Raw genomic sequence first — 24,509 nt, 5'->3', positions numbered from 1 at the left:
ACGTTCAAAAATGGGGGGATCGGTGCGCAGTCGCCGTCTCGTAGTATCCGCCGCACTCATCGCAGCCGGTGCGGGTCTCATACCGGGAATGGCCCACGCGGCCGACCCGGGCAAGCCGGCCTCCAACCGCGTGGCCGCCTCCGCCGTGGACCTGGACAAGGCCGCGGCGTCGAGCTTCAAGAAGTTCACCAGCCCGGCTGACAAGTCGGTCCGCAAGACCCTGCCGACGGCCCAGGGCAAGGCCGCCACCGCCCAGGCGCAGGGGGCCGCCGTGGGCAACCCCGACCTGGCGATGATCCTGAACGCCAGCGGTGAGACCGCGCACGGCCTCACGCTGGACACCGAGATCATCAGCGCGTCCGCCTCGCTCAGCATCACCATCGAGTGGGGCGACGGCAAGAAGGACACGACCACGGCCGGCGGCTCCACCACGCTGACCAACAGCCACACGTACGCGGAGCTCGGCGAGTACACCGTCAAGGTCACCGTGACGGACGCCGCGAACCAGGCCGAGATCGTCAACACGCTGCCGATCCAGACCGCGGGCTCGGACTTCACCCCGTACGGCCCGACCCGTCTGCTGGACACCCGCAGCGGCATCGGCGCCACCAAGGGCAAGGTCCCGGCGCGCGGCACGGCCCACCTGAAGGTCGGCGGCAACGGCGGCATCCCGAACGGCGTCACGGCGGTCGTCCTGAACGTCACCGCCACGAACACCACCCAGGCCGGTCACGTCACCGTCTTCGGTTCGGGCCACGAGCAGCCGATCACCTCGAACGTCAACTTCGAGGCCGGTCAGACCGTCCCGAACCTGGTCATCGTGCCGGTCGGCAAGGACGGCTACGTCGAGCTGTTCAACGGCGGCTGGGAGTCCATCGACCTCCTCGCGGACGTCACGGGCTACTTCACCCGGTCCGCGGCCAGCGGTTACACGTCGATGAACCCGACCCGCTTCGTCGACTCCCGCGAGGGCCTCGGCACCTCCAAGGGCCAGGTCGCCGGCCAGTCGGTCTTCAGCACGCAGATCAGCGGCCTGCGCGGGGTGCCCCAGGGCATCACGGCGGTGGCGCTGAACGTGACCGTCACCAACCCGAAGGAGACCGGTCACCTGACGGTCTTCCCGAGCGGCCAGTCGGCTCCGTCCACGTCCAGCGTGAACTTCACCGCCGGTCAGACCATCGCCAACTCGGTGATCGTGCCGGTCGGCCCTGACGGGAAGATCAGCATCCGCAACGGCGCCTGGGCCGGTGCCGACGTCATCGTCGACGTCGTCGGCCACTACAGCCAGGCGAGCAACGGCGCCTACGTGCCGGTGTCGCCGGGCCGCCTGATCGACAGCCGCGACCCCGCGAGCCCGATCTACGGTGAGCTCCCGGGCCGCATGTACTTCGCGCTGGAGATGCCCGGCTACGAGGCCGGCATCGCGGGCTACGTGCTGAACACCACGGTCACCAACACCCAGGGCGCCGGCTTCCTCTCGGTCGCCCCGGACCCGAACAGCATCGAGGACTACTGGGACGGCGTCGCGGTCGAGCCCGCGCGTCCGGGTGCCTCGACCCTGAACTGGACGGCGGGCAAGACCGTCCCGAACCTGGTCCAGGCCGGCACGGGCCCCTTCGGCGTCGTCGACTTCTGGAACCAGGGCTGGGAGCCCACGGACCTGATCGTCGACATGTTCGGCTACTACGAGACCAAGTAGCGGCACGCACCACCGCCCCGGGCCCGGCCGTCGAGGCCGGACCCGGGGCGCTTTTCTACCTCGACCCAGCAACGCACACAGACAGAAATATGGGGGGCCGGTGCGCAATCGCCGACTCGTAGTTTCCGCCGCTCTCGTCGCGGCAGGTATCGGTCTGATCCCGGGCACCGCCCAGGCGGCGGGCCCGGTGGCGCCCGCGGGGCAGGGGCCGGGCGTGTTCGCGGCGGCTCAGGGCAAGGCCGGGGGGCAGGGCAAGGGGGAGGCCGTTCGCAGCGGCGCGGACCGTACGGTCGTCACCTCGCGGGCCGACGCGGCCGGCAACCCGGACCTCGCCATCGAGCTGGCGGCCTACGCCAACTCCGCGCACGAGGTCCTGCTGGTCACCGACGTGAAGAGCGCGGCCGCCGCGCTCGAGGTCACCGTCGACTGGGGTGACGGGGCCACGGAGAAGTACGCCGCGGCCGGCGCCGACACGCAGAACAAGACCCACATGTACGCCGAGGTCGGCACGTACAAGGTCAAGGTCACGGTGAAGGACACGACCAACGGCGGCACGGTCGTGAACGAGGTCGGGTTCGTCACCGCCGGCAGCGAGTTCACCCCGCACGCGCCCACCCGCCTGCTGGACACCCGCGAGGGCGTCGGTGCGGCGAAGGCCAAGGTCGGTGCGAAGGGCATGGTGGCCCTGAAGGTCGGCGGCAGCGCCAAGATCCCCGCGGACGTCGCCGCCGTGGCCCTCAACGTCACCGTCACCAACGCCACCGACGCGGGCCACATCGCGGTCCAGCCCGGCAAGGACTTCCTTCCGCCCAAGACGTCCAACCTCAACTACGTCGCGGGCCAGACCGTCCCGAACCTGGTGATCGTGCCGGTCGTCGACGGCTACGTCCACCTGGTCAACGGCGGCTGGGGCCCGGTCGATCTGATCGCCGACGTCACCGGCTACTTCACCCACTCCGCGGCGAGCGGCTACGCCCCGCTGACGCCGGTGCGCGCCGTCGACACCCGCGAGGGCCTGGGCACCGCCAAGGGCCAGGTCGCCGGATACGGCACGTTCGGCGTGGAGGTCGCGGGGCGCCACGGCATCCCGAAGGGTGCCACCGCCGTGGCGCTGAACCTGACGGCCACCAACCCGCAGGAGGCCGGTCACCTGACCGCCTTCCCGAGCGGGCAGGCGGCGCCGTCGACGTCCAGCGTGAACTTCTCGGCCGGTCAGACGGTCGCGAACTCGGTGATCGTGCCGATCGGTGCTGACGGGAAGATCAGCGTCCGCAACGGCAGCTGGAAGGGAGCCGACGTGGTGATCGACGTCGTCGGCTACTACAGCCCCGAGAGCAACGCCGCCTTCCGGTCGGCGGACGAGCCGTTCCGGTTCATCGACACCCGCGAGAACGCCTGGTACCGCACCGCCGGCCCGGTGCCGGCCCGCGAGTACCTGCTGCTGCCGCTCCTGGGCGATTCGGCCGAGCCCGTCACGGCCTGGGTGCTGAACGCCACGGTCACCAACACGCGCGGCGCGGGTCACCTTTCGGTCGCTCCCGACCCGAACACGTGGACCGACTACCAGAAGGGCCGGCAGGTCAGGCCGGAGCGTCCGGGCTCCTCCTCGCTGAACTGGACGGCGGGTGCGACCGTCCCGAACCTGGTCCAGACGTCCGGGGGCAAGGGCGACGTCATCGACTTCTGGAACCAGGGCTGGGAGCCGGTGGACATGATCATCGACTGCCTCGGCTACTACGAGACCAAGTAGAGCCGACATCGACATCGACAGAGGAATGGGGGGATCGGTGCGCAATCGCCGACTCGTAGTCTCCGCCGCCTTCGTGGCGGCGGCTTTCGGCCTGGTCCCGGGCCTGGCCCACGCGGCGGGTCCCGTTCCGGTGGGCCCCGCGTCCGCGGGCCACGGGAAGGCCGCTCCGGCCGTGGACCTGGACAAGGCCCGGGCCGCCGCCGCCCTGACCTTCGCCAGCCCCGCCGACCGTACGGTCCGTACGGTCGGCAATCCGCCGCCGGCCGGCCGGCACAAGGCCGCAGGGGCCCCGGCCCAGGCCCCGGCCCAGGCGCAGGCCGCCGAAGGGAATCCGGGCCTCGCCGTCGCGCTGTCCGGATCGAGCCACACCGCGCACGGACTCGACCTGGAGTCGACCGTCACGAGCGCCGGCGCCCAGCTCGACATCAGCATCGCCTGGGGCGACGGGACCGCGGAACGGGTCACGGCCTCCGGCTCGACCGTGCTGAACAACAGCCACAGCTACGCCGAGGTCGGCACCTACACCGTCACCGTCTCCGTGTGGGACGCGACGAACAAGGTCTCGGCCGTGAACACGACCGAGATCGTCACGGCGGGTGCAGACTTCACGCCCCACGCCCCCACCCGGCTGCTGGACACCCGGGAGGGCGTCGGCGCGCCGAAGGCCAAGATCGGCCGGTGGGGAATGACGGCCCTGAAGGTCGGCGGCGTCGGCAAGATCCCCGCCGGGGTCACCGCCGTGGCGCTCAACGTCACGGTCACCAACACCACCGCCTACGGGCACATCGCGGTCCAGCCCGGCAAGGAGTACGTCGAGCCCACCACGTCGAACGTGAACTACGTTCCCGGGCAGACCGTCCCCAACCTGGTGATCGTTCCGGTCCACGAGGGCTACGTGCACCTGGTCAACAACGGTGCCGGCTCGGTCGACCTGATAGCGGACGTCACCGGCTACTTCAGCCGGACGGAGTCCAGCGGCTACACCTCGCTGACTCCGGTCCGGTTCGCCGACACGCGTGAGGGCCTCGGCACGGTCAAGGGACAGGTCCCCGGCTACGGCACGTTCGGACTGGACATCGCCGACCGTCGGGGCGTTCCGAAGGGTGCCACCGCGGTGTCCCTGAACGTGACCGTCACCAACCCGAAGGACGCCGGTCACCTGACCGCCTTCCCGAGCGGGCAGGCGGCGCCGTCGACGTCCAGCGTGAACTTCTCGGCCGGTCAGACGGTCGCGAACTCGGTGATCGTGCCGATCGGTGCCGACGGCAGGATCAGCATCCGCAACGGCGGCTGGGCCCCGACCGACGTGGTGGTCGACGTCGTCGGCTACTACAGCCCCGAGAGCAAGGCGGCCTTCATGCCGCTCGTCCCGAACCGGCTCCTCGACACCCGCAGCTGGGCCTACGGTCCGCTGCCGGGCCGCAGCTACGTCCCCGTGCCGATCTACACCGGTGCCCCCGGCATCGAGGGCTACGTGCTGAACGCCACGGTCACCAACCCCCGTGGGGACGGCTTCCTGTCGGTCTCCCCGGACCCGAACTCGTGGGACCTGTACGAGAACGGCACCGCGGGCTGGCCCGAGCCGCCCGTCTCGTCCACGCTGAACTGGACGTTCGGCGCCACCGTCCCGAACCTCGCCCAGGCGAGCGCGGGCAGGAACAACGTCATCGACTTCTGGAACCAGGGCTGGGACGACATCGACCTCGTCGTCGACATGTTCGGCTTCTACGCGAAGAACTGATCCACCCGGCGGACACGGGGAAGGGGCGGTGCACCGTACGGCGCACCGCCCCTTCCCCGTGTTCTCGGTCAGCCGCGTCAGCCTCGGTCCCACTGCTCGTCGGCCAGCGAGGCGACCGGCTGCGGCTTGCCGATGACCGCGAGGGCGATGAAGAAGCTGATCTGGCCGATCGCGATGGTGAGCGTGGCGAGGGCCTTCTCGTCGTAGTGCTCCGCCACCTCGGCGTACAGCTCGTCGGTCACGCGCTCCCGGCCGTGCGGCGCGGGCTGGAGGGTGGCCTCCACCAGGGCGAGCGCGGCCCGCTCGGCGCCGTCGAAGTACGGGGCGTCCTGCCAGGAGGCGACGGCGGTGATCCGCTCCTCGCTCTCCCCGGCCTTGCGCAGGAACGAGGTGTTGAGGACGGTCAGGTAGGTGTTCCCGACGATCTGCCCGGCCCGCAGCTGGACGAGGCTGATCGTCTTGCGCGGCACCGAGCGGTTGCCGGTCGCCCGGAAGAGCGCCGCGCTGACCTCGCCCAGCTCGGGCACGAACGCACCCGGGTCGGCCATCCGGGACGGCGGGGTCTTCGTCGGGGTGGAGGTGTTCGTGTCCGTGTTGGTGTTCGTCATGGCTGCTCGCTCCTTCGGGCCGGTGTCTTCACAGCACTGACGCAGGGGCGGGCACGGATGTGACCGGTGGCGGGAGATTTCTTTTCCGAGGCGTCCCGGAACGCCGACGGGGCGGCGGGCGCGGGTGCGCCGGCCGCCCCGTCGGGGGGTACCGCCTAGAGGAACGAGTTGATCTCGATCGTCTCGGTGCGGCCGGGGCCGACGCCGATCGCGGAGATCGGGGCGCCCGACATCTCCTCGAGGGCCTTCACGTACGCCCGGGCGTTCGCCGGAAGCTCCTCGAAGGTCTTCGCCTTCGTGATGTCCTCGGACCAGCCGGGGAGGTATTCGTAGATCGGCTTCGCGTGGTGGAAGTCCGTCTGCGAGTACGGGAGCTCCTCGACGCGCTTGCCGTCGATCTCGTACGCGACGCACACCGGGATCTGCTCCCAGCCGGTCAGCACGTCCAGCTTGGTGAGGAAGAAGTCGGTCAGACCGTTCACGCGCGTGGCGTAGCGTGCGATCGGCGCGTCGAACCAGCCGCAGCGGCGGTCACGGCCGGTGGTCACGCCGCGCTCGCCGCCGATGCGGCGCAGGTCCTCGCCGTCCTGGTCGAACAGCTCGGTCGGGAACGGGCCGGCGCCGACGCGGGTCGTGTACGCCTTCAGGATGCCGATGACGCGGCTGATCTTCGTCGGGCCGACACCGGTACCGGTGCAGGCGCCGCCCGCGGTCGGGTTCGAGGAGGTGACGAAGGGGTACGTGCCGTGGTCGACGTCGAGCAGGGTGCCCTGGCCGCCCTCGAAGAGCACGACCTTGTCCTCGTCCAGCGCGTTGTTGAGGATCAGGGTGGTGTCGGCGACGTAGCCCTTGATCTGGTCCGCGTACTGGAGCATCTCCTCCACGATCGCGGCGGCGTCGATCGCGCGGCGGTTGTAGAGCTTCGCGAGGAGCTGGTTCTTGCCCTCGAGCGCCGCTTCGACCTTCTGGGTGAGGATCGACTCGTCGTAGAGGTCCTGGACGCGGATGCCGACGCGGTTGATCTTGTCCGCGTACGTCGGGCCGATGCCGCGGCCGGTCGTACCGATCTTGCGCTTGCCGAGGAAGCGCTCGCCGACCTTGTCGAGGGTGACGTTGTACGGCGTGATCAGGTGCGCGTTGCCGCTGATGAGCAGCTTGGAGGTGTCGATGCCGCGCTCGTTCAGGCCGCGCAGCTCGGAGAGCAGGACGGCCGGGTCGACGACGACGCCGTTACCGATGACCGGGGTGCATCCGGGCGAGAGGATGCCGGAGGGGAGAAGGTGCAGTGCGTACTTCTGGTCGCCGACGACGACCGTGTGGCCGGCGTTGTTGCCACCCTGGTAGCGCACTACATAGTCAACGGATCCACCGAGCAGGTCGGTGGCCTTTCCCTTGCCCTCGTCACCCCACTGAGCTCCGAGCAGCACAAGAGCGGGCACAGGCGTACACCTCTTCCGGATGGGGCATGTCGAAGGTCAGGGGGCGTACGACGATGTACACCGCAGGCTGAGCCGTCGGACCGGTACCCCGGAATAGACGAAGGCCCTGGCGCAATAGCGCAAGGGCCTCTTGCACAAAGATGCTACCCGAGGAAGGACCGAGGTGTCGGCTCCAGAGCCCACCATGAGCCAAGCGGGCGCGCCGGTAGGCGGCCTTCTCGTGCTCGTCGACCCGGTCGCCCGCCGTCTTGACGGCGAGTCCGTGCGGATCGCGAAGGATGTGTTGTCAGCGGGCGCGGCGGCGAAAATCTGCCTCCCGGACTCACAGGAGGAGTTTGCGCGGGCCCTGGCCCGCCGGGGTCATCGGCGGCCCGTGATCGTGGGCGACGACCGGGCCCTGGTGCGCGCCGTCGGGCTGCTGCACCGGGAGCGGGGGCTGGCGGAGGGTGCCCTTTCGCTGGTGCCGGTGGGGCCTGCGGGGTCGCTGGGGCTGGCCGGGGCGCTGGGCGTGCCGCTGTCGGCCGTCGCGGCGGCGCGGGCGGTGCTGGAGGGTGCGGTTCGGATGTGCGACCTGCTGGTGGACGACAGCGACGGGGTGGTGCTGCGGACGCTGCGGATCCCGCCGCTGCGGGCGGCGGCCGCCGGGCCCCCGGCCGGTCCCTCGGTGTGGAGCGCGTACCGCTCGCTGGTGCGGACGCTGGTCCGGCCGGTGGCCGGGGCGGGCGACGCGGCCCGGCTGCGCCTGCGGGTGGAGGCGGACGGGGTGCTGCTGGCGGACGTGGTCCGGCCGGTGGAGGACGTCTCGGTGACCACCGGGGAGGACGGCGGGCTCGCGGAGGTCGTCGTGCGCACGGGGGGCGGGGGCGCGGGTTCGACGGTGTCGGCGCGGGCCAAGACGGTCTCGGTGTCGGGCACGGACTTCCGCTACCGGGCGGACGCGGCGATGACCGGTCCGGTACGGCGGCGCACGTGGACCCTGCACCCCTCGGCGTGGGCGCTCACCGTGCCCCGCTGAGGGCGACGGGCGGGAGGGGTCCTGTGGCGGAGGCGGAGGCGGTGTCGGGGGCGGCGGTGTCGGAGGCGATGCGCGGGGCGTTCGCCGACTGGCGGCGGGACGGGCTGCTGCTGTGCCTGCTGCCGGTGTTCTGCTGGCCGGCGGTGGTCGCGGCGGTGCTCACGCGGCCCGTGGCGCTGCTGGTGCTGCTGAGTCCGGTGGTGTTCGGGGTACGGGAGCTCCTCGCCGCCCGGTGGGCGGGCCGGGCCCTGCGGGATCCGGCCGCGCGCTGGACCACGTACGAGGCCGTGGTCGTGCGCCGCGGGTGGCTGCCTCCGGTGCTGGTGCTGGTGCTGCCGTCGGGGGAGCGCACCGGGCAGCGGGCCCGGGTGAGCCCGGGGCTGCTGGGCCGGCGGGTGCTGCCGCCGGGCCTGTCGCGCCCGGCCGCGGGGGGTCGGGGCCCCGGGGACGGCGTGGTGAGGGTGCTGCTCGCCGGGGATCCCGCGGTCGGGGGCGTCCTGTGGGTTCCGGCGGTCCGTCGGCTGGGGCGGGCCCGGCCTGCCGGGGCGGGCTGGACAGGCCGGGCGGGCCGGGCGCGCCGCGGGGGCCGGTTTCAGCCCAGGTCCAGGGTCTCCCGGTAGGTCCGCCAGCGGTCCAGCAGGCCGAGCAGCTCGCCCTGCATGAACTCGAAGAACGCCGCCGTCTCGGCGACGCGCGCCCCGGCCGGGGTGTCGGCGCCCAGGCCCGCGGCGCCCTCGCGCAGGGTCTTCTCCCACAGGGTCAGCACCTGGTCCCGCCGGGTGAAGGTCTCGTACCAGAGCTCGTTGTGCAGGACGTACAGGTCGCGCCGCGAGCCCGGTTCGCGCTCGCGGCTGACCATGTTGACCTGCGCCAGGTAGGCCACGGCCCCGGACACCGCCGCCGGGCTGATCCGCAGGGCCTCGCCGAGCTCCGCCGAGGTCAGCGCGGCGCTGTCACTGGCCAGCAGCTGTGCGAAGACCCGCGCGGCCATCCGCGGCATGCCCGCCTCGGTCAGCTGCGCGCCGAACCGCTCCACGAAGCGGGAGACCGCTTCCCCGTCGCGTACCGCCATCGCGTCCATCTCGTCTGCCATCTCATCCGCCACCTTCCCAACTTTATGCGATTTCTTAACTTCACAAATTTGTGAAGTAAGCGTACGTTCGGAAGTATGACGAAGGCAATCAGCGTCGCCGGACTCCACAAGGCGTTCGGCCGCACCCACGCCCTGGACGGGCTCGACCTCTCCGTCGCCACCGGCGAGGTGCACGGCTTCCTCGGCCCCAACGGCGCCGGCAAGTCCACGACGATCCGGGTCCTGCTGGGCTTGCTGCGCGCCGACTCCGGCACCACCGAACTCCTCGGCGGTGACCCGTGGGCCGACGCCGTCGCCCTGCACCGCCGCGTCGCCTACGTGCCCGGCGACGTCACCCTGTGGCGCAACCTCTCCGGCGGCGAGGTCATCGACCTCTACGGGCGGCTGCGCGGGGGCCTGGACCGGACCCGCCGCGCCGAGCTGATCGAACGGTTCGAGCTGGACCCGGCCAAGAAGGGGCGCACGTACTCCAAGGGCAACCGGCAGAAGGTCGCCCTCGTCGCCGCCTTCTCCTCCGACGCCGAACTGCTCATCCTCGACGAACCCACCTCCGGCCTCGACCCCCTGATGGAAGGCGTCTTCCGGTCCTGTGTGGCCGAGGCCCGCGCCGCCGGGCGGACCGTCCTGCTGAGTTCGCACATCCTCGGCGAGGTCGAGGCGCTCTGCGACCGGGTGAGCATCATCCGCAAGGGCCGCACCGTCGAGACGGGTACGCTCGGCGACCTCCGCCACCTCACCCGTACCTCGATCAGCGCCGAACTGGCCGCGCCGCCCAACGGCATCGCCCACCTGCCGGGCGTGTACGACGTGCGCGTGCAGGGCCTGCGGGTCAGCCTCCAGGCCGACACCGACAAGCTGGACGCCGTGCTGCGCGCTCTCACCACGTCGGGCGTACGGTCGCTGACCTCGACCCCGCCCACCCTCGAGGAGCTGTTCCTGCGGCACTACGCGGCCGCCGACGCGGCCGCCGACTCGGACTCGGACTCGGAAGGTGCCTCGCGATGAAGGACCAACTCGCGGGTACGGGAACCCTGCTGCGGCTGGCCCTGCGACGTGACCGGGTGATGGTGCCGGTCTGGACCGCGGTCGTGTCGCTGCTGGTGCTGAGCATGCCCGCCGCCCTCGAATCGGTGTACGCGACGCCCGCCGACCGGGCCCGGCTGGTCGTCACGATGGGCGGCAACGGCTCCCTGCGCGCCCTGTACGGACCGCTGTTCGGCGACTCGGTCGGCGCCCTGACCGCCTGGCGCAGCGGGGTCTTCGCCGGGCTGCTCGCAGGGGTGATGAGCCTGGTCATCGTGGTCCGGCACACCCGCGAGGAGGAGGAGACGGGCCGTCAGGAGATGCTCTCCGCCGCCATGGTGGGCCGTCGGGCCCCGCTGACGGCCGCGCTGCTCGCCGCCCTCGTGGCGAACGGCATGGTCGCGCTGGTCGTCACCGCCGGCCTCGCGGGGCGGGGGGCGGGCGGTGCGCCGGCCCTCGGACTCGGCCTCGGCGCCACCGGGATGGTCTTCGCGGGGCTGGCGGGCATCGCGGTCCAGCTCACCGAGAGCGCACGGCTCGCGAAGGGGCTCACGGGGGCGCTGCTCGGCGCCGCCTTCGTCCTGCGCGCCGCGGGCGACGCGGGCTCACGGACCGGCTCGTCGGTGCTGACGTGGGTCTCGCCGCTGGGATGGCTGGAACACGTACGGGCCTTCGCCGCCGAACGCTGGTGGGTGCTCGCCCTGTTCGCCGCCGCCGTGACCGCGCAGGTGGTGACGGCGTACGTGCTGGCCGGGCGCCGCGACGTGGGCATGAGCTTCCTGCCCGCCCGCCCCGGCCCCGCTCAGGGCCGGCTCGGCTCGGCCGGGGCGCTGGCCTGGCGGCTGCAGCGCGGCAGCCTGACCGGCTGGAGCCTGGGCTTCCTCGCGGCCGGCCTGGTTTTCGGCGGGATGACGGACGGGGCCACGGAGCTGGTCGGGGACAACGAGAGGACCCGGGAGATCATCGAGCGGATGGGTGGTCAGAGCGGGATCGCCGACGCGTTCCTCGCCACGATGGCGGGGATGCTCGGCCTGGTCGCCGCCCTGTACATCGTCTCGGCGGTGCTGCGGCTGAGCGGCGAGGAGTCGGGGCAGCGCGCCGAACCGCTGCTGGCGCACGCGGTCGGACGGCTGCGCTGGGCCGGCGGTCACCTGGCCGTCGCCTTCGCGGGCTCGGCGCTGATCCTGCTGCTCGGCGGCCTCGGCCTGGGCATCGGACACGGGCAGGACGTCGCCGGGGCCGTCGCCGCCGCGCTCGCGCAGCTTCCGGCGGTCTGGGTGATCGGGGCCGTCGCCGCCCTGCTCTACGGCGCGGCTCCCAGGTACGCGGTGGCCGCCTGGGCGGTGGCCGGGGCCGCACTGGCCCTGGGCTGGGTCGGGCCCGCGCTGCGGCTCCCGGAGGCCGTCATGGACCTCTCGCCCTTCGCCCACCTGCCGAAGCTGCCGGGAGCCGAGGCCCTGACCTGGACGCCGCTGCTGACCTTGACGGCTCTGGCGGCGGCCCTGACGGCGGCCGGCCTCGCGGCCCTGCGCCGCCGCGACATGGCGGCCTAGGTGTGCGACTGCTGGTGCTTGATTACACCGGGGCCTCGGTCTTCTGCTTGAGGCGTTCGTAGGGTGTCTGGCCGCCGAGGGCGCCGTGGGGGCGGTGGTAGTTGTAGTAGTCCTCCCACTCTCGCAGCTTGTCGTTGAAGACGCCTGTGTCGTCGATGACGAGGCCGTCGAGCATGCGGTAGAACTCCTCGGCGTCGATGCGATGGGAGCGTTCGACTTTGCCGTTGAGGTGCGGTGATGCGGGTTTGATGTAGGTGTGGGCGATGCCCTTGTCGAGAACGTTCCAGTGGAAGGCTGACTGGAACTCCGCGCCGTTGTCGGTCTGGATGACCTCGATGCGGAACGGCAGGCGCTCGAGGACGTAGTCGAGGAACTGGACGGCGGTCTTCTGGTCGCACCGCGGGTAGATCCGCAGCACCCGCAGCCTGGTGCAGTCGTCGATGGCGGTGAACTGGTAGTACTTCGCCCGGCGCCGCCGTTTCGGAAGGGGCCCGGTCACCGGCGCTGCCGCAGGAGCCTGCGCAGGGAGGCCGATCGGCTCGATGAATTTGACGTCGATCTGGACGCGGTTGCCGGGCAACTGCTTCTCGTAGCGGGTGTAGCGCTTGTCGTGGCGTTTGTAGCGCTGGGAGGCCGGCAGCCGGTTCAGCCCGAGCTTCTTGAGGATGCGGTAGACGGCTGAACAGGCGATGTCGATGTCGTGGTACCGCTTGAGGTACATCTTGATCTTCATCGGACCGAAGTAGTAGTGCCGCCGCAGGTAGACGATCTTGTTCACGACGTCGGCCTCGGTGGCGTGAGGACAGTGGTGCGGCTTGCTGGACCGGTCCCGCAGGCCGTCGAGGCCTTCGTCCTGGTAACGGCGCTGCCACTTATAGAAGCAAGTGCGGCTGATGCCGTAGTACCGGCAGGTCAGCGCGACGTTCCCCGTGACTTCTTCGGCGTGTCGCAGGACCGCAAGGCGGTGCTGGGCCTGACGGTCCTGCTGCTGTTGAGGTGAAGGGGGCACGGCAGACCTCCGTCTACTCGGAGACCCATGTGTAACCAACGTCCGGCAGTTTCATACCTAGGGCCTGTCGTCAAACTCCCGTCGTCGCCCGGAGGGCGGCCCAGGCGTCGCGGGGCAGACGGGAGTTTGACGACAGGCCCTAGGGTCCGCCGCCCGGGCGCCCGCCGCCTAGAACTCCACGAGCAGGCGCTCCAGCCCCCGGATGACGTACCCGTCCCGCCACTGCGGCTCCTCGGCGAGCCGCAGTGGCGGGACGCCGTCTGCGAGCAGCGCTCCGAAGGAAGCCTCCAGTTCGCGGCGCGCGAGCGGCGCCCCCAGGCAGTAGTGGATTCCGGCCCCGAGCGAGAGATGCGCGTTGTCGGGCCGTACGAGGTCCAGGGTGTCGGGATCGGTGAACCGCGCGGGATCCCGGTTCGCGGACCCGAAGAGCAGCGCGACCTCGGCCCCGCGGGGGATCTCGGTGTCCCCGATCCGGATGTCGTCGAGCACCCAGCGTTCGAACAACTGGAGGGGCGTGTCGTACCGCATGAGTTCATCCACAGCTGTGGACAACTTTTCGGGATTCGGATCCGCACGCAGCGCATCGAGCTGCCCGGGGTTGCGGAACAGCGCCCACCAGCCGTTGACCGTGGTGTTGACGGTGGCCTCGTGCCCGGCGTTCAGCAGGAGCACACAGGTGGAGATCATCTCCTGCTCGCTGAGCCTGCCCTCCTCGTCGTGAGCGGCGATCAGGCCGGAGATCAGATCCTCGCCGGGCCGTGCGCGCCGCTCGGTGATCAGCCCGCGCAGATACGCGCTGAACTCCACGCTCGCCCGCACCGCCCGCCGCGCGGTCTCCTCGTCCGGCCGGAGCTCGTACATCCCGCAGATGTCCGCCGACCAGGGCCGCAGCATCCCCCGGTCCGCCTCCGGCACGCCCAGCAGCTCCGCGATCACCGCCACGGGCAGCGGTTCGGCGACCACGGTGAGCAGGTCCCCGCCCCCGTCCGCGAGCAGCTGCCCCACCAGCTCCCCGGCCAGCCGCCGCACGGCCGGCACCAGCCGCTCCACCGTCCGCGGGGTGAAGGCCTTCGCGACCAGCCTGCGCACCCGTGCGTGCGCGGGATCCTCCAGGTCCAGCAGCCCGTTCCCGTTGAGCACGTGGAAGGGCTCGTGCTCCGGGGGCGGCGCCTCGCGCCCGAACTCCTCGTGCGTGAACCGGTGCAGGTACGTTCGCCCCAGCCGCCGGTCCCGCAGCAGCGCACTCACATCGGCGTAGTGCGGCACCAGCCACTGCCCGGTGGCCTCGCACCACATCGCCCGCCCCTGCTCCCGCAACTCCCGGTACGCCGGGTACGGATCGGCGACGAACGCGGCATCCCACGGATCAAAGCCCATCCCCGCACCCTACGACGGAGTCACCAGCCGGGTCTCGTAGGCGAACACGGCGGCCTGGGTGCGGTCCCGCAGGCCCAGCTTCACCAGGATGCGGCTCACATGGGTCTTGATGGTGGATTCGGCGACGATCAGCCGGCCGGCTATCTCCCCGTTGGACAGCCCCTGCGCGATCAGTACCAGCACCTCCTTCTCACGGTCCGTCAACTCGCCTACCCCGGCCGGGTCCGCGACCCTCGGCGTCTCGGCGAGCTTCGAGAACTCCGAGATCAGCCGCTTGGTCACCGACGGCGCCAGCAGCGCCTCCCCGGCCGCCACCACCCGTACGCCGTCGGCCAGCTGACGGGCCGACGCGTCCTTGAGCAGGAACCCGGAGGCCCCGGCCCGCAGCGCCTGGTACACGTACTCGTCGAGGTCGAAGGTCGTCAGGACCAGCACCTTCGCGTCCGTGTCCGCCGCCACGATCTCCCGCGTCGCCTCCAGCCCGTTCATCAGCGGCATCCGGATGTCCATCAGCACCACATCCGGGCGCAGCGCCGCCACCTGTGCGATGGCCTCACGGCCGTCGACGGCCTCTCCGACGACCTCGATGCCCTCCATGGCGTTCAGCAGGACGGAGAATCCCTCGCGCACCATCATCTGGTCGTCGACGATCAGCACCCTGATCGTCATGGCGTCCCCACCCCCGTCCCCGTCCCGGTCTCCTTCGGTGACCCGGCCGGGGGCTCCGCACGGTGGGGCACCGGTATGAACACCGCCACCTCGTACCCGCCCGCCGCCGTGACACCGGCGGTCATCTCCCCTTCCAGCATGGCCACGCGCTCCCGCATCCCCGTGATCCCGTGCCCGGCCCCCTGCGAGGGCCGTACGTCCCCGGTCGCCGCCCCGTTGACGATTCGTATCCCGAGGCCGCCCAGCACGTACGAGACCTCCACCGAGGCAGCCGACCCCGGCGCGTGCCGCAGCGTGTTGCTCAGTGCCTCCTGGATGATCCGGTACGCCGACAGCTCCACCCCCTGCGGAAGCTCGCGCATGGCGCCCGTGACCGTCTTGTCCACGCTCAGTCCGGCCTCGCGCACATTGGCCAGGAGTCCGTCCAGCGAGGCCAGCGTCGGCTGAGGGGCGTCCGGAGCCTCGTAGTCCGCGGAGCGCACCACACCCAGCACCCGCCGCAGCTCCGTCAGAGCCGCCACCGCGTTCTCCCGGATGGTGACGAACGCCGCCTCCAGCTCCGGCGGCGGGTTCTTCACCCGGTACGGCGCGGCCTCCGCCTGGATCGCCACCACCGACATGTGGTGAGCGACCACGTCGTGGAGCTCCCGCGCGATCGTGGTGCGCTCCTCCAGCAGCGTCCGCTTGTCCCGCTCGACGGCCGTGACCTCCTGCTGCGCGCTCACCTCGGCCTTCGCGGAGCGGCGTATCTGGATGCTGCTCGCGATCGCCAGCGCGATCGCCGAGGTCACCGCCATCTGCGGCAGACCGGTCGCGTACCCGTTGCCGAGCAGCACCGACATCCCGAAGCCGAGCGCGAGGGTCAGCGTCCACATCCAGGCCGCGACCCGCGGGCCGGTCCGCAGGGTGACGAGGACCATGACCGCGAGGTAGGAGAGGAAGCTGCCCGGGCTCCAGGGCCACTCCGGGCCCCCACCGATCACGGCGAGCACCAGCGTCATCGCCACGGCAGCCCACCACGCGGCCACGGGCCGCACCAGCGTCATGAGGACCGGGACCGCGGCTATGAGCCCCACGGCGAGCCTGCCGGCGTCGCCCATGAACACCGAGTGCGTGGCGGCCGTGAACAGGACGACGAAGAACGCCAGACCCGCCACCGCCGCATACTGCCGCCACGGCGCGTACCGGCGTATCGCCCCGGGCAGCCGGCGCACGAAGCGCCCCTGCGTCTCCACCAGGGGCAGAGGCCGGTAGGCGAAGATGTCGGTGAAGAGGTCCTGGCGCAGGGTCTCGATCACCCCTGATGCCATTTGGATCTCAGGCGTCCGGGCTGTCCCCCCGGTGGTCGTCTCGGTCATACACACCACCGTAGGCCGGTGCCGTCGTCGTCCGCGTCGCCGCCCAAGGGGATTTCCGCAGGTCCCTCTCAGGTACTACACGGGTGATCTCAGTAGCCCGTCGGACGGACCAGCCCGGTCTCGTACGCGAACACGGCGGCCTGGGTGCGGTCCCGCAGGCCCAGCTTCACCAGGATCCGGCCCACATGGGTCTTCACCGTCTGCAGCGCCTCGTACACGTACTCGTCGAGGCGAAGGCGCCCGCCGACCCAGGTGCGGTACGAGTCCCCGCGCTCCCGCGCCGAGGCGTAGCCGCGGGCGGCGACCTGCCCGCCGATGAGGAAGAAGACGGCCAGTGTCTGGAACACCCAGGACACCGGGGCGAGCATGCCCGTGTACGCCAGCGGACTGGTGCTGCTCAGCCCGCCGTCGGCGGTGGTCAGGGCGGTGACCAGCCAGTGGCCGAGGACCACGCCGAGGATCGCGAAGGCCCGCAGTGCGTCCACGGCCCGGTCGCTGCCCCGGCCGTCGAAGGTGAGGAACCGCGCCGTACCGGCCGCGTCCATGGCGCGCAGCCTCGCCGCCCGCCCGGTGCGTCCGGCGTCCGCCGCCATCCGCGCCGCCTCGGCGAGGTCGGCCAGGTTGGCCGCGTACCGGTCGAGGGGCGTGGCGGACTCGGCGAACGCCGCGGGTACGGGCGCGGGGACGTTGGGGGAGGAGGCGGCGGACAGCGGAATCACGACGGCCGCTGCGACCAGCGTCGCCAGCAGGGTCCGGCGCGGCCGGCCGGCCGGCGCCAGGCCACGAGCGAGACCCGCCAGGCCGCGGCCGCGGCTGCGGCCACGACCGCGCGCCTCCGGTATCGCCGTAGCCGTAGCCGTAGCCGTAGCCGTAGCCGTAGCCGTAGCCGGCGCCGCCGCCTCTCGACCGCGTAGCCGTCGTCGCCGTCACGGCGCCTGGTCGTCAGCCCGGGGCTCCGCCATCGCGTCCAGGGCCTTCGCCAGGCGGTTCAGGACGTGGACCGTTTCCGCGAACGCCGCGTCGCCCAGTTCCTCCGCCAGGCGCGTGGCCAGGGTGGCGTGGCCCGGGGTGATCCGGGCGATCGCCGCGCGGCCCGCCTCGGTCGGGCGCAGGAGTTTGGCGCGGCGGTGGGCCGGGTTCGGGACGTACTCGGCGAGGCCCTTCGCGGCGAGCAGGTCGGCGATGCGCTGGACGCTCTGCCGCGTGATGCCCATGGCCCGGGCGATGCCCGCGACCGGGAGCGGCTCCCGGAGCACGGCGCCGAGCACCTGCCACCACGCCGCGGTCAGTCCGGCCGGGCGGGCCAGTTCCTCCGATACCGCGAGGAACTGGCCGTTGAGGCGGAACACCCCGAGCGCGGTCCGGCTCAGCAGGTCCTGACGAGCCCGAAGCGGCAACGGCAACGGCAACGGCAACGGCTCCGGCTCCGGCTCCACGTCGTGCCCGGCGTCCTGCTCCGCCTCACGCATCGCCCGACTCCGCCGCCGCCATCAGGACCGGGTACGCGCTCGGGTCCGAGTCGTGGAAGAGGCGGTACCACGCGTCGAGTACGTCCGGCTTGTACACGTCCAGCCGGGCGAAGACCTCGCGGGCGAAGGCCACCGGTTCCGTCGGCCCCGCCGTGATGAGGTCGCCGTCCGTCACCGCGTCGGCCTCGACGTAGTGCTCGGCGCCCCCGTACCCCGGCTGCTCCGCCAGGTAGAAGGAGACCGCGCTGGTGTGGGCGCGCCCGTCCAGCAGGCCCTCCCGGGCCAGGCCGGCCGTGGCTCCGCAGATCGCCGCGACCGGAACCCCGGCGTCCAGGAACTCCCGGGCCTTCGCCGCGAACGGTGCCAGCTCCTCGCCGGTGTCCCACAGCGCGGCGCCGGTGAGGATCAGCAGCGAGGAGTCCTGCGGCCGCAGCTCGGCCAGTGCCTGGTCGGGCTGGACGCGGACGCCGCCCATGGTGGTGACCGGCCGCTCCGCGGACAGGGCGACGGTGCGGACCTGGTGGCCGCGCTGGGTCAGGTGCGCGGTGGTGTGGCCGGTCTCCCAGTCCGCGTACGTGTCGTAGACGGCGAGGTGGACGGGCTTGCGCGGGGTCTCGTTCATCGTGATCGCCTCCGGCGTTGACTGCGTTGACGTTCGGGCTCCGTACGACGTTCGGTACGACGTTCTTCCGTGCTACTGCGTGCGACCTGCTCCGCTCTATGACAAGAGGCTGTCATGATGACAGGATGTTGTCAATGAGCAGGGCGGCACACCGCGCGGCCGACAGACTGCCGAGACCGGCCCCCCACCCGCATACAGTCCGCCGATATCCCGCCCCACCTGCGCACTTCTAGCGTGACGCCATGACCCCTCATGTCACCTCGCACACCCTCGCCGCAGTGAAGGACGCTGACCGGAAGCACGTCTTCCACTCCTGGTCCGCCCAGGCCCTGATCGACCCGCTCGCCGTGGCCGGGGCCGAGGGGTCGTACTTCTGGGACTACGACGGCAAGCGCTTCCTCGACTTCTCCTCCCAGCTGGTCAACACCAACATCGGCCACCAGCACCCCAAGGTCGTCGCCGCCGTCCAGGAGCAGGCCGCCCGGCTCTGCACCCTCGCACCCGGCTTCGCCGTCGACGTCCGCTCCGAGGCCGCACGCCTCATCGCCGAGCGGACCCCGGGCGACCTGGACAAGATCTTCTTCACCAACGGCGGCGCCGAGGCCGTCGAGAACGCCGTCCGCATGGCCCGGCTGCACACCGGCCGGCAGAAGGTGCTGTCCACCTACCGCTCGTACCACGGGGCCACCGCCGCCGCGATCAACCTGACCGGCGACCCGCGCCGCTGGCCCTCCGACACGGCCGCCGCCGGTGTCGTGCACTTCTGGGGCCCGTACCTCTACCGCTCCGCCTTCCACGCCACGACCGAGGCCGAGGAGTGCGAGCGCGCCCTCGCCCACCTCGCCGACACCATCGCCTTCGAGGGGCCGCAGACCATCGCGGCGATCATTCTGGAGAGCGTCCCCGGCACCGCCGGGATCATGACCCCGCCGGCCGGCTACCTCGCGGGCGTGCGCGAGCTCTGCGACCGCCACGGCATCGTCTTCGTCCTCGACGAGGTCATGTCGGGCTTCGGCCGCACCGGCACGTGGTTCGCCGCCGACCACTGGGGCGTCACCCCCGACCTGATCACCTTCGCCAAGGGTGTGAACAGTGGATACGTGCCCCTCGGCGGCGTGGCCATCTCCGGCGCCATCGCCGAGACCTTCGCCACCCGCCCCTACCCGGGCGGACTCACGTACTCCGGCCACCCGCTGGCCTGCGCCGCCGCCGTCGCCACGATCAACGCGATGGAGGAGGAGGGCATCGTCGAGCACGCCGCCCACCTCGGCGCCAACGTGATCGGCCCGGCGCTCGCCGAGATCGCCGAGCGCCACCCCTCGGTCGGCGAGGTCCGCGGGCTGGGCGCCTTCTGGGCCCTGGAACTCGTACGGGACAAGCAGACGCGCGAGCCCCTCGTCCCGTACAACGCCTCGGGAGCCGACAACGCGCCGATGGCCGAATTCGCCGCGGCCTGCAAGGCCTCCGGGCTGTGGCCGTTCGTGAACATGAACCGCACCCACGTCGTCCCGCCGTGCACCATTTCGGAGACGGAGGCGAAGGAGGGCCTGGCCCTGCTGGACGAGGCGCTGACGGTCGCAGACCGCCACACCACGTCCGGATAGCGGACGGTACATTCGCATACCGATCTCCAACCGCTCTATTTCAGCCTCGCTGTCTGGCCTAAGGTGTCCGGAGTTCACCTAAGGAGACGGACCCCTATGCCAGGCAGCGGCGCTGTCACCCGCAACACACTTCGCCAGCAGATCGCGGACGCGCTGCGTGACGAGGTGCTCGCGGGACGTCTGCCGCCCGGGACCGAGTTCACCGTCAAGCAGATCGCCGAGCAGTACGAGGTCTCCGCGACCCCGGTCCGCGAGGCGCTGGTCGACCTCTCGGCGCAGGGGCTGCTCGAACTGGTCCAGCACCGGGGCTTCCGGGTGCGGATCTTCTCCGTGGACGACTTCCGGGGAATGATCGAGGCCCGCTCGCTGGTCGTGGACGGGATCTTCCGCAGGCTCGCCGAGCGGGGCGCCGCCATCGGCTCGGGCGAACTGCTCGTGTCCGTACGGCGCCGGGCCGACGAGGCGCGCCGGGCCGCGCAGAGCGGTTCGCTCGAAGTGCTGATCGGCTACGACCTGCGCTTCTGGCGGGAGCTCAGCGAGCTGGTCGGGAACACGTACATCTCGGAGTTCCTGCACCGCATCCGCGTGCAGTGCTGGGTCTTCGCCGTGCCCCACCTCCAGCGCGATCCGGAGCAGCTGCGGGCGGCGCTGTGGGACCAGCACAGCGACCTGGTGGACGCGGTGACCCTCGCCGACGCCGACGCGGTGCGCCGCATCGTGCGGGGCTACAACCAGCACGGGCTGGACTGGGCGGCCGGGCTCTAGAAGTACGGGTTCTGCGCACCCCTTCGCGGAGCGTGTCCGGCGCACTACGCTGGCCGGATCGGCGGCAACGACTGATCGGAGCCCGCGTGGCCTGTGACCTGTGGCTGGTCCCCCTTGTCGACGTGCTGTGCCACAGCCCCGACAACCCGTTCGCGGAAGAGATCGCCTCGTACGACAAGGCGCTCGGCGAGGCCGGGCTGCCGTCCGTGCCCGTGTTCGCCTACATGCCGGGCCTGAGCGGGGACGTGGCCCCGGTCGCCGGCTTCGACTACGACGCCCTGCACTTCCTGCGGCGGGCGTACCTGCTCCAGATCTGCGGGCTGCCGGTGACTCCGGTGGACGAGCTGGGCGGGGACTACGAGCAGCTGCTGGAGATGTTCGAGCCGACGGCCCAGCAGTCGCACCTGGTGTGGCACTACGACCATGCCGGGGCGTACGTTCCGGTGGACTTCGCGGCTCCGCTGGCGAACGAGGAGCTGCTGGCCGGCGGCGGGCCGCTGGGGTCCGCGCAGGGGCTGCTGCGGGAGCTCTGGGTGGTGGCTCCGGCCATCGGGATAGACCCCGGGAACCCGCCCGCCGCGCCTGCTCCGCCGGGGAGGCCGACCTCGCTGGAGGAGCCCGCGGGGCCGATTCCGTACGACGACAGTCCGTTCGCGCGGGAGCGGCACGTGTGGCTGGGGCTGCACGCCGCGGCCACGCGGAGCCTGGGCCAGGGGTCGATGATCATCTTCAGCTGAGCCGCATGCGCCGGCCGTCGGCGTACCGGGCGGGGCCGGGGAGGGGGCGGGGGTCCGAGAATCCGGGGCCCCGCACCGCAGACCCCCGCACCGCAGACCCCCCGCCCCTCCGCCCACGGCCTCGGGCCACACCGAATCAGCGCGGCTGCTCCGGGGGCCGCTGGCGCGGCATGTTGGGGCGGGTGCCCGGCGGGAGGGGGAAGCGGGCCGGGGGGACGTAGGCGTCGGGGCGGGCCCCGTTGGCACCCAGGGACTGCATGACCAGGGGGGCCGGGCCGGAGCTGAATTCCACCATCCACTCCGCGGTCTCGGAGCGCACCAGCTCGGTCACGTCCTCCGAGAACCGCCGCAGCACCGTCAGGCACCGCTCGGCGGCCTCGCTGGCCGTGCCCTCGGTCGGCCCGAGCACCTCGCGCACGTTCTCCGAGGCCCAGTCGAACTGCAGGGTCTGGAGGCGGCGCTGCACCGCCTGGGCCGTGGCCACGTCCCGCATCCAGCCCGAGGTGAGGCCGAAGAACCGGTCGCAGGCCAGGCAGGCCGCCGCCAGCAGCAGCGACAGGAACCCGTACCCCGAGGCGCCGGGCACCGAGCCCGTCAGCTCCATCAGCGGCAGCGCGGCGCCCGTGACGGCGCCCAGGGCGGCCCCGACGCGCAGCACGCGCGCCCCCCGGCGCTTCCACGCCCGGTCGGACAGGTACCACTCGGCGGTGCGCAGCGCATCGGCCTCGACACGGCGGTAGAGCTCGTCGAGCCGCTCGGCAGGCTCGCCCCAGTCACCGAGGGGGAACGGCCGTCCGGTCAGATCGCCCGCCGCCATCGGTCCGCCGCCCTCCTCCCGGGGATCCCGGGGATCCCGGGGTGGCCCCTCGGGCTGCATCTCCGGCTGGCTCACCCGGCACTCCCTCTGCCTGCGCTGACGTGTGGTGGTGCGCGTGTGCGCAATGATGCGCATGCTCTTCCTACCTTCGAATGGGGCGCGATGGGCAACGAATCCCGGGATTTCCGCCCACAAGGAGGTCTCCATCAGGTACGCGTACGTCCTGTCTCTCACTCGAAAGAGTTGGTCCTCACGGCGTAGGGCGCAGCGCGCGGGGAGCACGTAGGCTCGGATTGACCAAGCTGCCCCAGGCTTGGACCGATGCTACGGAGTGAGTTACCTGTGATTCCCGGTGGTGGCCAGCCCAACATGCAGCAGCTGCTCCAGCAGGCCCAGAAGATGCAGCAGGACCTCGCCGCGGCCCAGGAAGAGCTGGCCAGGACCGAGGTCGAGGGCCAGGCGGGCGGCGGCCTCGTCAAGGCGACGGTGACCGGTTCCGGTGAGCTGCGCGCCCTGGTGATCGACCCGAAGGCGGTCGACCCCGAGGACACCGAGACCCTCGCCGACCTGGTGGTCGCGGCCGTGCAGGCGGCCAGCGAGAATGCCCAGGCGCTCCAGCAGCAGAAGCTGGGCCCGCTGGCCCAGGGGCTGGGCGGCGGCAGCGGCATCCCCGGCCTCCCCTTCTAGCACTCCCACCCCACCCGAACGAAAGAAGGCAGTCCGTTGTACGAAGGCGTGGTCCAGGACCTGATCGACGAACTGGGCAGGCTGCCCGGCGTCGGGCCCAAGAGCGCGCAGCGGATCGCCTTCCACATCCTGCAGACGGAGCCCACCGACGTCCGCCGCCTCGCGCACGCGCTGCTCGAGGTGAAGGACAAGGTCCGGTTCTGCGCGGTGTGCGGGAACGTGGCGCAGGAGGAGCGGTGCAACATCTGCCGTGACCCGCGCCGCGACACCACGGTCATCTGTGTCGTGGAGGAACCGAAGGACGTCGTCGCGATCGAGCGGACCCGCGAGTTCCGGGGCAGGTACCACGTCCTCGGCGGCGCGATCAGCCCGATCGAGGGCGTCGGCCCCGACGATCTGCGCATCCGCGAGCTGCTGGCGCGGCTGGCGGACGGCGAGGTGACCGAGCTGATCCTGGCCACCGACCCGAACCTGGAGGGCGAGGCGACCGCCACCTACCTCGCCCGCATGATCAAGCCCATGGGCCTGAAGGTCACCCGCCTGGCCAGCGGGCTCCCCGTCGGGGGAGATCTGGAGTACGCGGACGAGGTCACGCTCGGGCGGGCCTTTGAAGGAAGGCGACTTCTCGATGTCTGACGCAACGCTGCACGCACTGGGCCAGGATCCGGACGACTTCGCGGCTTCGATCGCGGACCAGATCGAGTCCTTCATCGTCGCGGTCACCGAGGTGGCCAAGGGCGAGGACCCGGACAGCGCGGTGCCCTTCCTCCTCCTGGAGGTCTCCCAGCTGCTGCTGGCGGGCGGCCGGCTGGGCGCGTACCAGGACGTCCTGCCGGACGAGCGTTACGAGCCCGACCTGGGCCCGGAGCCGGACGTGGACGACCTGCGCGAGCGGTTCGCGATCATGCTGGAGCCGGTCGACGTCTACTCCGAGGTCTTCGACCCGTACGAGCCCCGCAAGGCCCCGGTGGCGCACAGGATCTCCGACGACCTGGCCGACGTGGTCGCCGACCTGCGGCACGGGCTCATCCACCACCAGGCCGGCCGGATCACGGAGGCGCTGTGGTGGTGGCAGTTCTCGTACTTCACCAACTGGGGTCCGACGGCCTCGGCCACCCTGCGCGCGCTCCAGTCGCTGATCGCGCACGTACGCCTGGACCAGCCGCTCGCCGCCCTGGACGGCCTGGACACGGACGAGGACCTGGCGGAGGACGACCTCGCGGAGCAGGCCGGAGAGGTGATGGCCCAGGAGCTCGGCGGCCTCGGCCGCGCATGAGCCCCGCGCCGAGCGAGAACCCGCGCCGAGCGAGAACCCGCGCGAACCGAGAGCCCGCGCGAACCGAGAGCCCGCGCGAACCGAGAGCCCGCGCGAACCGAGAGCCCGCGCGATGTGAGAACCCGCGCGAAGGGGGAACGCTCGCGAAACGAGCACCGCGCACGGGAACCCATCCTTTGATCTTCACGTCTCATGATG

Annotated in this window: 23 protein-coding genes and 1 pseudogene; 13 read left to right on the top strand and 11 right to left on the bottom strand. The window is 71.6% G+C overall.

The annotated features are described in order from the left end of the window. The first annotated feature begins 88 nt into the window (after window positions 1-88). From ACTVZO_RS20395 to ACTVZO_RS20385, 3 genes are all read left to right on the top strand, one after another. On the top strand, window positions 89-1,699 hold the full coding sequence (locus tag ACTVZO_RS20395; protein WP_443299756.1) for a PKD domain-containing protein: 1,611 nt from the start codon (window positions 89-91) through the stop codon (window positions 1,697-1,699). 100 nt (window positions 1,700-1,799) lie between these two features. Continuing rightward, a complete protein-coding gene (locus tag ACTVZO_RS20390; RefSeq protein WP_443299755.1) occupies window positions 1,800-3,449 on the top strand; it encodes a PKD domain-containing protein in 1,650 nt (549 codons plus the stop codon). 37 nt (window positions 3,450-3,486) lie between these two features. After that, window positions 3,487-5,190 carry a PKD domain-containing protein gene (locus ACTVZO_RS20385; protein ID WP_443299754.1) on the top strand — a complete coding sequence of 568 codons (1,704 nt, stop codon included), beginning with the start codon at window positions 3,487-3,489 and terminating at the stop codon, window positions 5,188-5,190. 77 nt (window positions 5,191-5,267) lie between these two features. Here ACTVZO_RS20385 and ACTVZO_RS20380 read toward each other — a convergent pair whose 3' ends face one another. Together ACTVZO_RS20380 and ACTVZO_RS20375 are read right to left on the bottom strand one after the other, a co-directional pair. Beyond that, entirely contained in the window at window positions 5,268-5,798 is a 531-nt protein-coding gene (locus tag ACTVZO_RS20380) for a carboxymuconolactone decarboxylase family protein (protein WP_443299753.1), read from the bottom strand. Window positions 5,799-5,953: 155 nt separating this feature from the next. Next, on the bottom strand, window positions 5,954-7,237 hold the full coding sequence (locus ACTVZO_RS20375) for an adenylosuccinate synthase (RefSeq protein ID WP_443299752.1): 1,284 nt from the start codon (window positions 7,235-7,237) through the stop codon (window positions 5,954-5,956). A gap of 184 nt (window positions 7,238-7,421) precedes the next feature. On the opposite strand from ACTVZO_RS20375, the gene ACTVZO_RS20370 reads away from it, so the two are divergent. Together ACTVZO_RS20370 and ACTVZO_RS20365 are read left to right on the top strand one after the other, a co-directional pair. Then, window positions 7,422-8,252 carry a diacylglycerol kinase gene (locus tag ACTVZO_RS20370; protein ID WP_443299751.1) on the top strand — a complete coding sequence of 277 codons (831 nt, stop codon included), beginning with the start codon at window positions 7,422-7,424 and terminating at the stop codon, window positions 8,250-8,252. Between the two features lie 23 nt (window positions 8,253-8,275). Next, window positions 8,276-8,872, top strand: a complete 597-nt coding sequence (locus ACTVZO_RS20365) for a hypothetical protein (protein WP_443299750.1) — start codon at window positions 8,276-8,278, stop codon at window positions 8,870-8,872. Here the strand turns inward: ACTVZO_RS20365 and ACTVZO_RS20360 are convergent. After that, window positions 8,845-9,345 (bottom strand): GbsR/MarR family transcriptional regulator, encoded by a 501-nt coding sequence (locus ACTVZO_RS20360; protein WP_443299749.1) that lies wholly within the window; start codon window positions 9,343-9,345, stop codon window positions 8,845-8,847. The genes ACTVZO_RS20365 and ACTVZO_RS20360 overlap by 28 nt on opposite strands. Before the next feature lie 75 nt (window positions 9,346-9,420). Between ACTVZO_RS20360 and ACTVZO_RS20355 the strand changes: the two genes are divergently transcribed. Together ACTVZO_RS20355 and ACTVZO_RS20350 are read left to right on the top strand one after the other, a co-directional pair. Continuing rightward, window positions 9,421-10,350, top strand: coding sequence for an ABC transporter ATP-binding protein (locus tag ACTVZO_RS20355; RefSeq protein ID WP_443299748.1), 930 nt, complete (start codon window positions 9,421-9,423; stop codon window positions 10,348-10,350). Then, entirely contained in the window at window positions 10,347-11,921 is a 1,575-nt protein-coding gene (locus ACTVZO_RS20350; RefSeq protein WP_443299747.1) for an ABC transporter permease, read from the top strand. The genes ACTVZO_RS20355 and ACTVZO_RS20350 overlap by 4 nt, the downstream gene beginning before the upstream one ends. A 22-nt stretch (window positions 11,922-11,943) precedes the next feature. On the opposite strand, the gene ACTVZO_RS20345 is transcribed toward ACTVZO_RS20350, so the two are convergent. The 7 genes and pseudogenes from ACTVZO_RS20345 to ACTVZO_RS20315 form a co-directional block, all read right to left on the bottom strand. Further along, window positions 11,944-12,930, bottom strand: a complete 987-nt coding sequence (locus tag ACTVZO_RS20345; RefSeq protein ID WP_443298085.1) for an IS481 family transposase — start codon at window positions 12,928-12,930, stop codon at window positions 11,944-11,946. 168 nt (window positions 12,931-13,098) lie between these two features. Next, window positions 13,099-14,307, bottom strand: coding sequence for a cytochrome P450 (locus ACTVZO_RS20340; protein ID WP_443299746.1), 1,209 nt, complete (start codon window positions 14,305-14,307; stop codon window positions 13,099-13,101). A gap of 9 nt (window positions 14,308-14,316) precedes the next feature. Continuing rightward, window positions 14,317-14,976: a response regulator gene (locus ACTVZO_RS20335; protein WP_443299745.1), complete on the bottom strand. Its 660-nt coding sequence runs from the start codon at window positions 14,974-14,976 to the stop codon at window positions 14,317-14,319. Next, window positions 14,973-16,334 (bottom strand): sensor histidine kinase, encoded by a 1,362-nt coding sequence (locus tag ACTVZO_RS20330; protein WP_443299744.1) that lies wholly within the window; start codon window positions 16,332-16,334, stop codon window positions 14,973-14,975. The genes ACTVZO_RS20335 and ACTVZO_RS20330 overlap by 4 nt, the downstream gene beginning before the upstream one ends. A gap of 233 nt (window positions 16,335-16,567) precedes the next feature. Beyond that, a pseudogene (locus tag ACTVZO_RS20325) lies at window positions 16,568-16,879 on the bottom strand (acyltransferase family protein); the annotation flags it as partial. Between the two features lie 381 nt (window positions 16,880-17,260). Next, complete coding sequence (locus ACTVZO_RS20320; RefSeq protein WP_443299743.1) at window positions 17,261-17,803, bottom strand: MarR family winged helix-turn-helix transcriptional regulator; 543 nt, start codon at window positions 17,801-17,803, stop codon at window positions 17,261-17,263. Then, complete coding sequence (locus ACTVZO_RS20315; protein WP_443299742.1) at window positions 17,796-18,425, bottom strand: DJ-1/PfpI family protein; 630 nt, start codon at window positions 18,423-18,425, stop codon at window positions 17,796-17,798. The genes ACTVZO_RS20320 and ACTVZO_RS20315 overlap by 8 nt, the downstream gene beginning before the upstream one ends. Before the next feature lie 242 nt (window positions 18,426-18,667). On the opposite strand from ACTVZO_RS20315, the gene ACTVZO_RS20310 reads away from it, so the two are divergent. The 3 genes from ACTVZO_RS20310 (at window position 18,668) to ACTVZO_RS20300 (ending at window position 21,531) form a co-directional block, all read left to right on the top strand. Beyond that, on the top strand, window positions 18,668-20,029 hold the full coding sequence (locus tag ACTVZO_RS20310; protein WP_443299741.1) for an aspartate aminotransferase family protein: 1,362 nt from the start codon (window positions 18,668-18,670) through the stop codon (window positions 20,027-20,029). A gap of 96 nt (window positions 20,030-20,125) precedes the next feature. Then, complete coding sequence (locus ACTVZO_RS20305) at window positions 20,126-20,794, top strand: GntR family transcriptional regulator (protein WP_443299740.1); 669 nt, start codon at window positions 20,126-20,128, stop codon at window positions 20,792-20,794. 86 nt (window positions 20,795-20,880) lie between these two features. Beyond that, window positions 20,881-21,531, top strand: a complete 651-nt coding sequence (locus ACTVZO_RS20300) for a hypothetical protein (protein WP_384215315.1) — start codon at window positions 20,881-20,883, stop codon at window positions 21,529-21,531. Between the two features lie 136 nt (window positions 21,532-21,667). Here the strand turns inward: ACTVZO_RS20300 and ACTVZO_RS20295 are convergent, their stop codons facing one another. Beyond that, window positions 21,668-22,423, bottom strand: coding sequence for an SLATT domain-containing protein (locus tag ACTVZO_RS20295; protein ID WP_443299739.1), 756 nt, complete (start codon window positions 22,421-22,423; stop codon window positions 21,668-21,670). Between the two features lie 267 nt (window positions 22,424-22,690). On the opposite strand from ACTVZO_RS20295, the gene ACTVZO_RS20290 reads away from it, so the two are divergent. The 3 genes from ACTVZO_RS20290 to ACTVZO_RS20280 are packed head-to-tail and all read left to right on the top strand — an operon-like array spanning window position 22,691 to window position 24,311. Then, on the top strand, window positions 22,691-23,035 hold the full coding sequence (locus ACTVZO_RS20290; protein WP_384215317.1) for a YbaB/EbfC family nucleoid-associated protein: 345 nt from the start codon (window positions 22,691-22,693) through the stop codon (window positions 23,033-23,035). A 36-nt stretch (window positions 23,036-23,071) separates the two neighbouring features. Continuing rightward, window positions 23,072-23,671: a recombination mediator RecR gene (recR, locus tag ACTVZO_RS20285; protein ID WP_361750654.1), complete on the top strand. Its 600-nt coding sequence runs from the start codon at window positions 23,072-23,074 to the stop codon at window positions 23,669-23,671. Next, entirely contained in the window at window positions 23,664-24,311 is a 648-nt protein-coding gene (locus tag ACTVZO_RS20280; protein ID WP_443299738.1) for a DUF5063 domain-containing protein, read from the top strand. The genes recR and ACTVZO_RS20280 overlap by 8 nt, the downstream gene beginning before the upstream one ends. Window positions 24,312-24,509: the final 198 nt, after the last annotated feature.

The organism is Streptomyces sp. IBSNAI002, assembly GCF_052244475.1.
Lineage (GTDB): Bacteria > Actinomycetota > Actinomycetes > Streptomycetales > Streptomycetaceae > Streptomyces.
The sequence above is the reverse complement of the archived record's forward strand: the minus strand, read 5'-3'. Positions and strand labels throughout refer to the sequence as shown.

What these genes read in the sequence shown, in the direction of transcription:
- ACTVZO_RS20395 (WP_443299756.1), top strand. Translation starts at nt 89, where the DNA reads ATGGCCCACGCGGCCGACCCGGGCAAGCCGGCCTCCAACCGCGTGGCC.
- ACTVZO_RS20380 (WP_443299753.1), bottom strand. Translation starts at nt 5,798, where the DNA reads ATGACGAACACCAACACGGACACGAACACCTCCACCCCGACGAAGACC.
- ACTVZO_RS20370 (WP_443299751.1), top strand. Translation starts at nt 7,422, where the DNA reads ATGAGCCAAGCGGGCGCGCCGGTAGGCGGCCTTCTCGTGCTCGTCGAC.
- ACTVZO_RS20360 (WP_443299749.1), bottom strand. Translation starts at nt 9,345, where the DNA reads ATGGCAGACGAGATGGACGCGATGGCGGTACGCGACGGGGAAGCGGTC.
- ACTVZO_RS20355 (WP_443299748.1), top strand. Translation starts at nt 9,421, where the DNA reads ATGACGAAGGCAATCAGCGTCGCCGGACTCCACAAGGCGTTCGGCCGC.
- ACTVZO_RS20350 (WP_443299747.1), top strand. Translation starts at nt 10,347, where the DNA reads ATGAAGGACCAACTCGCGGGTACGGGAACCCTGCTGCGGCTGGCCCTG.
- ACTVZO_RS20340 (WP_443299746.1), bottom strand. Translation starts at nt 14,307, where the DNA reads ATGGGCTTTGATCCGTGGGATGCCGCGTTCGTCGCCGATCCGTACCCG.
- ACTVZO_RS20335 (WP_443299745.1), bottom strand. Translation starts at nt 14,976, where the DNA reads ATGACGATCAGGGTGCTGATCGTCGACGACCAGATGATGGTGCGCGAG.
- ACTVZO_RS20330 (WP_443299744.1), bottom strand. Translation starts at nt 16,334, where the DNA reads ATGACCGAGACGACCACCGGGGGGACAGCCCGGACGCCTGAGATCCAA.
- ACTVZO_RS20320 (WP_443299743.1), bottom strand. Translation starts at nt 17,803, where the DNA reads ATGCGTGAGGCGGAGCAGGACGCCGGGCACGACGTGGAGCCGGAGCCG.
- ACTVZO_RS20315 (WP_443299742.1), bottom strand. Translation starts at nt 18,425, where the DNA reads ATGAACGAGACCCCGCGCAAGCCCGTCCACCTCGCCGTCTACGACACG.
- ACTVZO_RS20310 (WP_443299741.1), top strand. Translation starts at nt 18,668, where the DNA reads ATGACCCCTCATGTCACCTCGCACACCCTCGCCGCAGTGAAGGACGCT.
- ACTVZO_RS20305 (WP_443299740.1), top strand. Translation starts at nt 20,126, where the DNA reads ATGCCAGGCAGCGGCGCTGTCACCCGCAACACACTTCGCCAGCAGATC.
- ACTVZO_RS20280 (WP_443299738.1), top strand. Translation starts at nt 23,664, where the DNA reads ATGTCTGACGCAACGCTGCACGCACTGGGCCAGGATCCGGACGACTTC.